The organism is Lysinibacillus sp. KCTC 33748, assembly GCF_002237755.1.
Taxonomy (GTDB): domain Bacteria; phylum Bacillota; class Bacilli; order Bacillales_A; family Planococcaceae; genus Lysinibacillus.
Map to the genome: position 1 here is coordinate 43,262 of NZ_MWSJ01000022.1, position 14,387 is coordinate 57,648.

A 14,387-nucleotide genomic window follows, 5' to 3' on the forward strand; every position below is an offset into this window, starting at 1 on the left:
ACACCTCCTCAACCTATTTATTTCGTCGAATAAACGCTTCAAATTGTTCTCGCGTCCATGTGTTCACAATCATATCCTTTTTCAACCATGCTCTGTTTGCGTAGCGTACCCCGATATCCATAAAGCGTAAGTGAGCAATATCGTGGGCATCCGTATTGATTGCTACGGGTACGCCAGCTGTTAAAGCCATTTCTAAATGCTCAACACATAAATCAAGACGATATGGATTCGCATTTAACTCTAAAATTTTACCATATTCCTTCGCCCAAGCAATTAATTGCTCCATATCAGGATTATAGCCAGTACGATCCTCAATAATGCGGCCAGTTGGATGTGCAATCATATGAACATACGGATTTTGCATTGCTGTCAGTAAGCGTGCCATAATTTTGTCCTGCGATTGTGTAAAGCTAGAGTGAATAGAGGCAATGACGAAGTCTAACTCTCTCAGCACATCATCTTCAAAATCGAGTGAACCATCTGGCAAAATGTCCATTTCTGTCCCCGCATATAAATGGAAATCTGGATGTGCCTCATTAAATGCCTCAATTTCAACACGTTGCTTTGTTAAACGCTCTGGCGTTAAACCATTTGCTACTTTTAAAAATTGTGAATGGTCAGTAATAACGCTATATTGATAGTCACGTGCTATTAATGCCTCGCCCATTTCCGCTACAGAGTATGCACCATCAGACCACGTCGTATGCATATGTAAATCTGCTTTAATATCTTCTAATTTCACAAGATGTTGAATGTCATCCGTTTTATCGAATTCCGTTGTTCCTGTACGCAAGCTAGGTGGGATAAATGGTAAATCAAAATGCGCAAAAAATTCCGCTTCATCCTTAAACGTTAAAACAGTGCCATCCGCTTGTTCCACACCGTATTCACTAATCTTTTCACCACGGGCTTTTGCAATCTGACGCATGCGGACATTGTGATCTTTTGAGCCTGTGAAATGATGTAAGGCCGTTGCATATTCAACATCTCTCACTAATCGAAAATCTACACTTACAGGCTCTTCTAAATCTAAAATAACTGAAATCTTCGTATCGCCAGCAGCTACTACTTCTTGTACAGAAAGCTCATTCAGTAGCTTTTCACGTACAGCCTCAACTGCTTCCGTTACAACAATAAAATCAATATCTTTACTTGTTTCTGCTGCACGGCGGAAGCTTCCAGCAACAGAAAAACGCTCAACTGCTTCCATACTACCTAGAAGCGCTTCAATTTGTAAAACAACAGGCTCAAGCTGCCAAATCGGCAAACGTTCTGATCGATTCGATAAATTTGCAAGTTCTTTTAAAATTTTTTCTTCAGTTTTTGCCGCAAAGCCTGCTAGCTCACGAACTTTACAAGCTTCACAAGCTGCCTTTAAACTTTCGGCAGAATCAATTCCTAACTCTTGATGAAGCTTAGCTATTTTTTTACCACCTAAGCCTGGAAGTTTTAATAACGGCAGCAATCCTTTTGGTACAATGTCCTCTAATTCTTTTAATAAGCTCGATTCACCATTTGTTATTAAATCCTCAATAACAGCAGCTGTACCTTTACCTATACCTTTAAGCTTTGTTATATCCTCCATCTCACTCAATGAGCGCTCGTCTCCCTCGAGTGCAGCAGCAGCTTTTCGAAAGGCCGACACTTTGAATGGATTTTCCCCTTGTAATTCCATATACAATGCAATCTTTTCTAATGTGCGAATAATTGTTTTTTTGTTCATTGGGAATTCCTCCTATCGTAAAAACACTTCCCTCAAAACCGAGAGAAGTGCACAGTTTGCTATTGCATATAAATATACCACCAGTTTTGGAACATGCTCGTAATAATTGGGGTATGCTCCAAAATGAGACCACTTAACAACGACTTCGACATTAAACTTTGGATAGAATCAACTGGTAATAAAGCAAGAATGTAAAGCAAGATAAACATAATTAAATAGTTTTCAATCATGCCTAACAATGCTCCAAGCCAACGATTCACTGTACCTAATACAGGTAAATACGCTATAAAATCAAAAATCGATGCCACAATTTGCATTGTAATTTTCACCGCAAAGAATATAACAGCAAACGCAATGACACGGTAAAAAGTACGGTCTATATCCAGGCTATCAATGACTACTCCAAGACTACCTGAATCCGTTACCCCTGGATACGGGACCCAAAACACCATTTTTTGTGCTAATGGTTTATAATAGATATACGCAACAATTAGGGCAACTATAAAGCTAACGATATGCATCATCTGTACAATGAAACCACGTTTTGCTCCAACGATGAGCCCGGCTAATAGTACCGCTAATATGATTAGATCTAACATTCACTTCAACCCTTTAATTTTTTCACTTCTTCTTCTAGTTGCTCCATTCGTTCTTTTAATAGTAAATAATCGTGAACGGTATTTACTGCTGTAAGAACGGCAAGCTTTGTGCTATCAAGAGAGGGATTATGTACATTCATTTCGCGCATACGGTCATCAACAATAGAAGCGACAAGTCGCATATGTCCAATGGATTCAGAGCCGACCATTTTATAAGTATGACCGTATATTTCCACAGAAATTTTATTCTTTTCTTGATTTCCCATAGTCGCACCCCCCTTTTTAATTTTTGTGCTCACGATTTTTCCGATTGTGAGCAACTTACACAAAAAAGCTATTTATTATCATACCATGAAAGGTATAAAATTGTGAACAACGAGGACAGAAAGGAACGAGGAAATGTCAAATATTGTACTTTCAATATCAACAAATATACAAAAAGAGGTGATGTCCTACTACGCAAACCATTTTGTAGAACGTAAAGCACCAGGGGTAATCTTTGCTGCAAAGCTCCCTGATACAGCCATTACGATGTACAAATCAGGAAAATTAATGTTCCAAGGGGGAGGCGCTGAGCGAGAAGCTGCACGCTGGGGAGGCGTAGAAGTAACAAACACACAGAAAACATCATCGATTGGAGCAAAGGGTGACACCCTGCCAGAAGGTTTTGCTACGATGTCGGTGCTAGGCTCAGATGAAACAGGTACTGGCGATTACTTTGGTCCAATTACAGTTGCAGCCGTATATGTCCCTTCATCAAAAATTGCGCTTTTTAACGAACTTGGTGTCAAAGACTCCAAAATGCTAACAGATGATTACATGCGTAAAATAGCACCCGATTTACGTGCAGCTTGCGTCCATAGTGTACTTGTACTACGCAATGAAAAATACAACGAATTACAGTCACGAGGCTACTCACAAGGTAAAATGAAAGCTATGATGCATAATAAGGCACTTAAAAATACACTGTCAAAAATGGCTCCCGAAAAACCAGAACAGATCTTGATAGATCAGTTTGCGGAACGTGGCGTGTATTACAATTATTTAAAAAATGAACGAGATATTGTTCGAGATGATGTGCTATTTTCTACGAAGGCCGAGCAATTACATGTTTCAGTAGCAACTGCATCGATATTAGCTCGTGCGGCGTTTTTAAAAGAAATGGACCGACTGAGTGAGATTGCCGGGATAGAGTTGTTGAAGGGGGCTTCAGCAAAAGTAGATGCCTTAGCAGCTCGCATTTGGCGAAAACAAGGTGAGGAATTTTTACGTTGCATTACGAAATGGCATTTTGCGAATACCGAGAAAGCTAAAAAGATGAAATAAATTGGACTTATAGACAAAAAATTTCGCTATACTCCCGCAGATGACAAGTTTTATACAACTTGCTTTCTACTGGAGTTAGCGAAATTTTTTATATTAAAAACTTATCAAAAAGTTTTCGTTTCAACTTAATATTTGAATTGTTGAATCGTCTGTTGAAGATTTTCAGACATTTTAGCAAGAGTAGCGGCTGATACTGCGATTTCTTCCATAGAGGCAAGTTGCTCCTCAGTTGCAGCGGAAATATTTTGGGCACTTGCTGTAGTTTCATTCGTTTGTTCAAGCACACTTTCAATCCCTATCGTCACTTGATTGGCGTGTTGAGAGATAACTTTAGATGCTTCTGAAATATGTCCTATTTCAGAGGTTACACTTTGTACATTCGTACGAATCTCTTCAAATGACTTTCCTGCCATGTTTGTTATATCAATCCCCTTAACGACCTCAGCTGAACCAGCAGCCATTGATTCAACTGCTAGATTTGTATCTTCTTGAATCTGTGAAATAATACCCTTAATTTGCAGCGTGGATTGTGCGGATTGTTCCGCTAGCTTTCGTACCTCTTCAGCTACGACCGCGAAGCCTTTTCCTTGTTCACCCGCACGTGCGGCTTCAATTGCTGCGTTTAAAGCTAATAGGTTCGTTTGATCAGCAATTTGGGTTATAGCCTCAACAATGTGCTCAATTTCGTGAGAACGCTTGTCTAATGTTTGCACTGTATTTTCTAGTGCTTGTACAGTATTTTGAATCATGGTCATTTGTTGAACAGCTGTTTGAATAGTTTCATCACCGATCATAACAGCGTCCATAGCTTTATTAGACATATCACTTACTGCACCTGCTTTTGCAGAAATTTGCTGAATAGATGATGACATTTCCAGTACAGCACTATTACCTTCACTAACAGTCTCTGCCTGCATATCAATCGTCTCAGCAAGTGTTTGAATGGAATCAACAATTTGTGATGTTGCTCGCTTATTCTCTGCAGTACTTGCAGTCAGCTCCTCTGAAGAATTGGCCAATAAATTTGATTCCTCACCAATATTACCAACTACTTCACGTAACGAAGAAATCATTTTATTAAAAATAGTAGCTAATTTACCGATTTCATCATTTCTTCTTATGTCGATAAAGTTACGTAAATCGCCTTCTCCTACTTGTTCAGCAACTGTCGATAGTTCTTTTAGTGGACGAATGATTGAGGCAATGATCATACCACCAATGATCCCACAAATAATTAAAGCAGTAGCAATGACTGCTATAGTCGATTTTAAAATTGGCGCTGTGACAGCTGTAACATCCGCTACATCCATAACACCGATAATTTTCCATCCTGTTAGTTTATTAGTAGTGAAAAATACTTGATGCTCCACGCCATCTTCCTGAATTGTAAAGCTACCTTCTTCTTTTCCTTGCATCTTTTCTATGTATGAATCTTTCAGCTTAGTTCCTACTTCAACATTCGGATCTGCTATCGTAAGATTATTGGCATTCACTAATGAGGCATAGCCACTTTTCCCAATCTCTACAGCATCTATGAGCTCTGAAATTTCGCCAAGTTTCAAATCTATGGAAACAACCCCGGATTTGTCACGCAATCCTGCCGCTACAGTTAAAGTTAAATCGCCTGAAATATTTGATTTATAGGGGTCCATCACGACGCCTTTACCTGGCGACTCTATAGCCTTTATATACCAAGGACGCAAAAATGGATTATAATCAGAAGGCATTTCATGATATGGATTTCGTAAAAAATCATGGCCTTCTAGAGTTAAAGCGACTACTGAAACACTATTATGTAAAGCATTGTATTTATCTAATTCCTTTAATGCAGCTGCATCTTCCCAATCCTTATTAAAATAAGCAGCCAAATATTCTGCATCACTTATGATTGGGGAAATTTCTTTTGTTACTAAAGTATTTATTAAATCGACATTCTCAAGAGATTTATTACTTAATTCGTTATAATATAAATTATCTGATTTCAAATATGAGAACGTACCAATTGCAATACTCGGAATTAAGAGTGTCATTGTAATAGCCCAGATTAACCGAGCACGCACAGATAAGCTTTTTCTTTTTCGATACTCTTTCAAAATCATTATCTCCTCTTACTATTTTTTTCTATCCAATTTCTACTATACACATAATAAATACTTAAGATTTATTTTTTGTAATTTCAAAATATTATTAAAAACGCAAAATATCCAAAAAGTACACAGTGGCTACTTACTCATAAAATATTAATACGTTCGCCTGACGGTCTTCCAACTAAATAAGCTGCCTCATTACGAGACAGCTCACAAAAAAAATTATTTCTGGATTTTTGTTTAGCCTTAATATTTAAACTGTTTAATTGTTTGTTGTAGATTTTCAGACATTTTAGCAAGGGCTTCGGCCGATGCAGCGATTTCTTCCATAGAAGCAAGCTGTTCCTCTGTTGCGGCAGATATATTTTGTGCATTTGCTGTATTTTCATTTGTTTGCTGAAGCACACTTTCAATTCCGATTGCCACTTGATTGGAGTGTTCAGAAATAACTTTTGCTGTCTCTGAAATTTCTCCTATTTCATAGGTTACGCTTTGTACATTATTATTAATTTCTTTGAATGACTTTCCTGCCATATTTGTTACTTCAATTCCCTTTACGACTTCAGCTGAGCCAGCAGTCATTGATTCAACTGCTAGTTTTGTATCGGTTTGAATATAACCAATGATATCTTTTATTTGCATTGTTGATTGTGCGGATTGCTCTGCAAGCTTTCGTACCTCATCAGCAACAACTGCAAAACCTTTTCCATGCTCACCAGCACGAGCAGCTTCAATTGCAGCATTTAAAGCTAAAAGATTTGTTTGATCAGCAATTTGCGTAATTGCCTCTACAATACGTCCGATTTCATTTGAACGATCGCTTAATGTTTGTACCGTACTTTCCAGTTCCTGAACAGTACTTTGAATCATTTCCATTTGGCCAATTGCTGTTTGAATAGTTTTGTCTCCTATCATAACAGCTTCCATTGCTTTATTCGACATCTCATTAACAGTATCAGCCTTTACTGCAATTTGTTGAATCGATGAAGACATTTCAAGTACAGCGTTAGTGCTATCATTAATTGTTTCTGCTTGCACATCAACCGTTTCAGCAAATGTTTGAATGGAATCAACAATTTGTGATGTCGCTCGTTTATTTTCTGATGTACTTGCTGTAAGTTCCTCCGATGATGCAGCTAACTGATTTGATTCCTCACCAATGTTACCAACTACACCACGCAAAGATAAGATCATTTTATTGAATATATCCGCCAATTTACCTATCTCATCTTCTCTTTTAATTTCAATTAAATTGCGTAAATCACCGTCTCCTACCTGCTCAGCTACTGTTGACAACTTTTGTAATGGCTGAATGATTGATCTTATAATGAAAGTACCAATGATTCCAAACATGATAAGAGCAATAACAATGACTGTCATAGTGTTTGTTAAAATTGGTTTTGTGACAGTTGCTACATCTGCTAAATCCATAGTACCAACGATTTTCCAACCTGTAAGTTTATTGGTAGTGAAAAATACTTGATACTCTTTTCCATCTTCCTTAATGGTAAAACTACCATCTTCTTTTCCTTGCATCTTTTCTATATATGACTTTTTGAGTTCCGATCCTACCTCTAACTGTGGATCAGCAATAATAAGATTATTGGCATTTACTAATGTAGCATAGCCATTATCACCAATTTCCACTGATTTCACTAGCTCGGAAATTCCGTCTAAATTTAGACCAATAGAAATAACCCCTGAACGATCCTGTAAACCAGCTGATACTGCTAATATTAATTCACCTGTAATCGTTGATTTATATGGATCAATCATAACGTTTTTGCCAGGTGATTCAATAGCCGTTAAGTACCATGGTCGTGTAAATGGATCATAATCCGTTGAAGATTCAGCTTGTGGTTCACGCATAAATTTATGCCCCTCAATTGCCAAATTGACAACAGAGACGTTGCTATGTAAAGCATTATATTTTTCCATTTCCTTCAAAGCATCTGCATCTTGCACATTCTTATTAAAAGAAGCAGCTAAATATTCCACATCACTTTGAATAGGTGATATCTCATTTGAGATGAGTGTATTTAATAAATCTACATTTTCGCGTGAACTTTCACTTAATTCCTTATGATATTGATCAGAAGACTTCAAATACGAAAACGAACCAATAGCAATGCTGGGAATTAAAAGTGTCAAAGCAAACGCCCATATTAATCGGGCTCGCACAGAAAGGCCTCTTCTTTTTCGATGATTTTTCATAATAACCCACCCTATAGTAAAATTTTCTATCCAAAACTTACTATACATATAATATGGATCAAAAATTTATTTTTTGTTATTTCTAAATATTGATAACCTTTTCTCTCGTGCTTTATTTTTCTAACACTTCCTGCAAAAATCTACTTGTAGCAGTTGTATGATTATCAATTATGCCTCAGCATAATTGCGTACGGAATCGGCTTTGTGCTTAGGCCTGCAGATGTTTTTTGTGCGAAAGCGCAGTGATAGCGAAGCAGCAGCAACTGGTTTTGGACTGTGCGAAAGCGAAACGGCAACAACAACACCATGCAGGTCATTTAGCCTTAAATCCTCTGAACTCCTCTCCGATTCCGTGACATCCGCTGGGGCTTTGGGCCAACACGATGTTGATCACTCAGTCTTTGCCACAGGACGTGGCGTTCTTAGTCTGAGTACAAAAATTTCAGCGGGTGTTTGGACACTAGCTGAAAGAAGTTAAACAAAACAAAAAGCTGCCTCATTACGAGACAGCTCACAAAAAAATAATTAATTTAGCGTACTTCTGTGCCTTCAATTGTTGCAATAGCTTTTAACACTTTATTATGTGCTGCAACAACCTCTTCATCTGTTAATGTACGTTCTGGATCGAAGTATGTTAGGGAGAATGCGACTGATTTTTTACCAGCTTCCATTTTTTCACCTTCATATACGTCGAATACACGAACGTCTTTCAATAATTTCACGCCTGCAGAACGAATCGCAGTAATAACCTCACCAGCAGTTGTTGCACGGTTCATGATAAGCGCAATATCACGAGACATTGCTGGGAAACGAGGCACTGGTGTATAGGCAAGAGGCGCTTCTTTTGCATTAGCATTTAATAATGTTACGAGATTCATCTCCATTACATATGTGTCTTTTACACCCCATGCTTTTTGTTCTGCTGGATGTAATCCACCGATAATACCGACTTGTTCACCATCAAAAAGAATGCTAGCAGTACGTCCTGGGTGTAACCCATCTACCTCAGCTTTCACAAATGAAATACGGTCCTCTAAACCAAGCTTACCGATAACACCTTCTACAATGCCTTTTAAGACGAAGAAATCTACTGCTTTTTTCTCACCCTGCCAAGCATGGTCAAGCCATTTTCCTGTTACTACTGCCGCCACATGCTCTTCCTCATATGGTAGCCCTTCTTCTGTTTGACCAAGGAATACTGAACCAATTTCATACAATGCCACATTGTCAGCCTTACGAGCAACATTATAAGCAGCCGCTTCAATTAAATGCGGGATAAGACTTTGACGTAGAGTTGAACGGTCCTCGCTCATTGGCATTAGTAAACGTGTCACTGGCTCAGCTTTCAATGCAAAGCGTTGTGACAATGCCTCTGAAGTTAATGAGTAAGTTACAGCTTGGTAAAGACCTGCGCCTTCCATATAATTACGAACTACACGACGATTCGCTTGATATGGTGTTAGACGGCCTACTTGGTTTGCTCCCTCTGGTAAAGTCAGCGGAATTTCATCATAGCCGTATAGACGAGCAATTTCCTCTACTATATCTTCTTCAATTTTAATATCTTGACGACGTGTTGGTGCATCAACGATTAGTAAACCATTTGCTGCTTCTACACCAAATTTAAGACGCTCTAAAATAGATAGCATATCTTCTAATGAAATTTTCATACCTAAACGTTCATTAATGAAATCTGGCGAAACGACAACACGTGCTGGGGATTTATCTAGTTCATCAACGATGCACGTTCCTTCTAACACTTCACCACCAGCTAATTCAGCTAGTAGCGCTGCAGCACGCTCTGCAGCAGGTAACACACGGTTAGGGTCTACACCCTTTTCAAAGCGAGCAGAAGCATCTGAACGAAGTCCAAGATGACGCGATGTTTGACGTACAGATAAGCCGTCGAAGTAAGCAGATTCGATTACAACAGTTGTTGTAGAATCATTTACTTCAGAGTTTGCACCGCCCATTACACCTGCGATAGCTACTGGCTCTTTGCCATTTGTAATGACTAAATCTGTAGCTTTTAATGTGCGTTCTTGCTCATCTAAAGTAGTAATTTTTTCGCCCTCTATTGCTTTACGCACTACGATTTCACCTGTTGCTAGGCTATCGTAGTCAAAGGCATGAAGCGGTTGACCGTATTCCATTAAAATGTAGTTCGTTACATCGACAACGTTATTATGCGGGCGTACACCTGCTGCCATTAAGCGATTTTGTAGCCACATAGGTGACTCTGCGATTTTTACGTTTTTCACAACTTTTGCTACATACATTGGGTTTGCTTGTAAATCTTCCACTCGAAGCTTTAACATGTCTTCAGCTTTTTCAGAAGATGTGTTGTAGGCGATTTCTGGATACTTCACTTCTTCAGATAGAATTGCGCCAACCTCGTACGCTACACCTAGCATTGACAATGCATCTGAGCGGTTTGGTGTTAGGCCAAGCTCTAATACTGTGTCACGTAGACCTAAAATAGCAAGGGCATCTGAACCAACCTCAGCATCGGCAGGCAGCACATAAATCCCTTCAGAATATGCTTTAGGTACAAGTTTACCTTCAATTCCTACCTCTTGTAATGAACAAATCATACCGTTTGATTCATGTCCACGAAGTTTTGCTTTTTTTATTTTAATGCCGCCTGGTAAATGTGCGCCTGGACGAGCGACAATTACTTTTTGACCAGCATCAACGTTTGGAGCACCACAAATAATTTGTTGTGGCTCAGCTTCACCAACATCCACTTGGCAAATATTTAATTTATCAGCTTCTGGATGTTTCTCTTTTGATACGACATAGCCGACAACAATTTTATCCATTCCGTTAGCACGGTCAATTACTGCATCTACTTCAATTCCAGAGCGCGTAATTTTTTCAGCTAACTGTTCAGGCGTTAAATCCTGTGCACTTACATAATCTTTTAACCATTCTAATGATACTAACATTATTTATCCTCCTTACGCCTCTGTTCGCTCAAATTGTGATAAGAAACGTGTGTCACTTGTATAGAAATGACGAATATCGTCGACACCATATTTCAACATTGCGATACGTTCAGCACCAATACCGAATGCAAAGCCTGATACTTTCTTCGGATCATAGCCAGCCATTTCAAGTACATTTGGATGCACCATACCAGCTCCTAAAATTTCAATCCAGCCTGTACCTTTACATACGTTACAGCCAGAACCACCACATTTGAAGCAAGAAATATCCATTTCAACAGATGGCTCTGTGAACGGGAAGAAGCTTGGGCGAAGTCGAATTTCGCGGTCTGCACCGAACATTTTTTTCGCTAATGTATCAAGAGTACCTTTAAGGTCACTCATGCGAATGTTTTCACCAATCACTAATCCTTCAATTTGCATGAATTGGTGAGAGTGTGTAGCATCATCGTTGTCACGACGGAATACTTTCCCTGGGCAAATAATGCGAATCGATTCACCTTTTTTCTCTTCCATTGTGCGAGCTTGCACAGGAGATGTATGCGTACGTAATAATATTTCCTCGGAAATATAAAACGAATCTTGCATATCACGAGCAGGGTGTCCCTTCGGTAAATTCAGCGCCTCGAAGTTATAATAATCCTTCTCCACTTCCGGACCTTCTGCAATTTCATAGCCCATACCGATAAATAAATCTTCAATTTCTTCAATAACGCGTGTTAAAGGATGACGATTCCCAACTTTAATTTCACGACCAGGTAAAGTGACATCAATCGACTCACTTGCTAATTTTTCAGCAATTGCCGCTTCCTCTAGTAAAGTAACCTTTTCCTCTAATACAGCAGTTACATTTTCACGAACTGTATTAACTAAGGCACCCATTTTAGGACGTTCCTCAGCTGATAATTTCCCCATCCCCTTTAATAAATCAGTGATAGGTCCTTTTTTTCCTAGATACGCTACTCGCACATCATTTAATTCCTTTAAATTTGCTGCCGCTTCAATTTTAGCAAGTGCTTCTTGCTCTAATTGTTTTAATTGCTCTTCCATGTAATAAACCCTCCTTGATTAAATCAATTTCGCCTTGGCGTAATTGTAGCTGTCGCTTCGCTTTCGCACAGAAAACATTTGTAGCTGTCGCTACAGATAAACAATGCGTCCGGATTTTGAATTGTGCCCAGGCCTGCACGAGGGCCGACACGATGTCGATCATTTCGGTAATGCCACAGGACGTGGCGTTTTAACCGATGCAGGTCAGTTAGCCGTTTTCGCAGGATGCGAAGATTTTTAGGCTAACATCCTTAAATGCATTCCTTTGAAAATCCGTGACACCCGCCGGAGGCTTTATCTTCATTCAATATTTTTTTGGACACCAACTGAAAAGGAACCACATCCGCATTTATCTCACCACCTTCAAAGGTGGGAGCCTTCTGTAGCTGACGTTTCACTTTCGCTCAAAAAGATTTGCTGAATGAAGATTAATGCCGATACTTCGATGGCACAAAAAAACTCGCCCCTAAAAAAAGGGACGAGGACATATTCGCGGTACCACCCTAGTTATTGCAAGGCAAACTCCTCACAATCACTTCATTGACATAACGACTAGATTAAAGCCGGCAAACCTTTACAGCATTTCGCTGGTCCCGGTAGCTGCTCGCGAGATGAATTCAAAACTGCATTGGTACGGCGCTGGCTCTCAATCTCCGGCCTACGCTCCCTGTTGTCCATTCACAATCTTTACTACTTCCCGGTCAAAGCATTTAGTATTCATATATACATTTTACATGTGATTATACAATACTATACCAATTCAAATCAAGAGCCATGTGCCTATTGCATCAATAATAATGGTTCTAACGGCAATTTTTAGGCTCATCACTAAAAGTTGCAGATGACATTTGTGAAAACACATTCCATATATTAGTTGATTGGAGTGGAGACTGGGCGACTCATGGGGGATCAGCGATATAGAGGAACGAAGGCTAAAAACATCACGTCCTGTGATAACGCCTTCGTGACCAACATCCTGTTGCTGTCGCTACGTTGCACCCATGCTTTCGCGCAAAAGACATCTGTTGGCCCAAGACCCTGCAGCGTAGCGGATGTTTTCTGTGCGAAAGCGAAGCGGCAGCAACAAAGCGCCCCGTCGGAACGGAAATCAACCACACTTTATGGTGATGACCATCAATTTTAACAATTTCACCCTATTCTTGCAATTACAGTTGTGATTGCTTTTATTACCTACTTCACAAATCCATATAAAACGATTCCTGTTGCTACTGCTACATTTAAAGACTCTGCTTGTCCCAAAATTGGAATAATCATATTTTGATCTGTCATTGAAAGTAGTTGTGGTTGAATGCCACTACCTTCATTCCCCATCATGATAGCGAACGCACCAGTATGTTCAATATCACTATAGACAACTGCATCCTCATCTAAAGCAGTACCAAATACCGGCACATCATTATCTTGTAGCTGCTCAATCCATTCCTCTAAATCACCACGAAGGACAGGAATATGGAAATGTGATCCTTGTGCAGAACGAAGCGTTTTAGGGTTATATAGATCAGCACAGCCCTTGCCGAGAATTACTGCATCCAAACCAGCGGCATCAGCAGTACGAATCATCGTCCCAATATTTCCTGGATCTTGGACGGCATCAATTAGTAGTACCTTGCGCCATGAAGCCATTACATCATCTTTTAACAAAGGCTGCTTACAAACTGCAAATACACCTTGAGATGTCTCCGTTTCAGCAAACTCTTTGACAACAGCCGCAGTTACTTCTATTGTCGCTACATTATCAATCGGCCAAAGCATTGGTAAATCTACACCTTCACGTACAATTAGCTGCAGCACCTGCTCCTTATTTTTTAATGCTTCCTCCACTAAATGGAATCCCTCTACTATGAATTCTCCAGATCTTTCACGCTCTTTTCGCGTAGTTGCTAGTTTCTTCCAATATTTCACTAACGCATTTTGCGTAGATTCAATTTTTTTCATCGTTCCTCGTACCGCCTTTTTCCTATATAATGTTCATTATTATACAGTAGAAAACGACAATTACATAGTCATGCAAAAAACAGTTTATTGTTATTTCTCTGTTTACCAATTATCGGAAAAAAGCCCCCTATACGGTACGGAAATCAACCCCACGCTATGACGATGAGCTATACATGCTAATAAAATTGCCATCATCTGAATTTTGGAATGACATTTTGTTAAAACGTATACCATGTGAATAAGTTGATTGTAGTAGAGGATGGGCGGCTCATCGGATGCTCCTAGGAAGCTCTGCTCTGTGCGAAAGCGAAGCGGCAGCAACAACAAATGTTTTCTGTAGCGAAAGCAAAGCGGCAGCTACAAAGCGCCCAGCCGGAACGGAAATCAACCCCACGCTATGGAAATGAGCAAAATTATTCCCTACTAGATAATGGGGGAATCCAGTGATATATGTTATAATTTTCAATATTTTAAGAATGCACAG

General features: G+C 39.4%; 9 protein-coding genes. 1 reads left to right on the plus strand and 8 read right to left on the minus strand.

Annotated elements, in window-relative coordinates:
* Positions 1-13: 13 nt before the first annotated feature.
* The 3 genes from polX to zapA are packed head-to-tail and all read right to left on the minus strand — an operon-like array spanning position 14 to position 2,588.
* Positions 14-1,723 carry a DNA polymerase/3'-5' exonuclease PolX gene (polX, locus tag B1B04_RS20225; protein WP_079563175.1) on the minus strand — a complete coding sequence of 570 codons (1,710 nt, stop codon included), beginning with the start codon at positions 1,721-1,723 and terminating at the stop codon, positions 14-16.
* Positions 1,724-1,782: 59 nt separating this feature from the next.
* On the minus strand, positions 1,783-2,322 hold the full coding sequence (locus B1B04_RS20230) for a CvpA family protein (protein ID WP_079563176.1): 540 nt from the start codon (positions 2,320-2,322) through the stop codon (positions 1,783-1,785).
* Positions 2,323-2,327: 5 nt separating this feature from the next.
* Entirely contained in the window at positions 2,328-2,588 is a 261-nt protein-coding gene (gene zapA, locus B1B04_RS20235) for a cell division protein ZapA (RefSeq protein WP_079563177.1), read from the minus strand.
* Positions 2,589-2,721: 133 nt separating this feature from the next.
* Here zapA and rnhC point away from each other — a divergent pair, with 133 nt between their 5' ends.
* Positions 2,722-3,648: a ribonuclease HIII gene (gene rnhC, locus B1B04_RS20240; RefSeq protein ID WP_079563178.1), complete on the plus strand. Its 927-nt coding sequence runs from the start codon at positions 2,722-2,724 to the stop codon at positions 3,646-3,648.
* Positions 3,649-3,773: 125 nt separating this feature from the next.
* On the opposite strand, the gene B1B04_RS20245 is transcribed toward rnhC, so the two are convergent.
* The 5 genes from B1B04_RS20245 to B1B04_RS20265 all read right to left on the minus strand — a co-directional run bounded on the left by B1B04_RS20245 (position 3,774) and on the right by B1B04_RS20265 (position 13,903).
* Entirely contained in the window at positions 3,774-5,741 is a 1,968-nt protein-coding gene (locus B1B04_RS20245; RefSeq protein ID WP_170939037.1) for a methyl-accepting chemotaxis protein, read from the minus strand.
* Positions 5,742-5,981: 240 nt separating this feature from the next.
* Entirely contained in the window at positions 5,982-7,949 is a 1,968-nt protein-coding gene (locus B1B04_RS20250) for a methyl-accepting chemotaxis protein (protein ID WP_170939038.1), read from the minus strand.
* Positions 7,950-8,479: 530 nt separating this feature from the next.
* Entirely contained in the window at positions 8,480-10,897 is a 2,418-nt protein-coding gene (pheT, locus tag B1B04_RS20255) for a phenylalanine--tRNA ligase subunit beta (RefSeq protein WP_079563181.1), read from the minus strand.
* A gap of 12 nt (positions 10,898-10,909) precedes the next feature.
* A complete protein-coding gene (gene pheS / locus B1B04_RS20260) occupies positions 10,910-11,947 on the minus strand; it encodes a phenylalanine--tRNA ligase subunit alpha (RefSeq protein ID WP_079563182.1) in 1,038 nt (345 codons plus the stop codon).
* A gap of 1,191 nt (positions 11,948-13,138) precedes the next feature.
* Positions 13,139-13,903, minus strand: coding sequence for a TrmH family RNA methyltransferase (locus tag B1B04_RS20265; protein ID WP_079563183.1), 765 nt, complete (start codon positions 13,901-13,903; stop codon positions 13,139-13,141).
* Positions 13,904-14,387 lie beyond the last annotated feature (484 nt).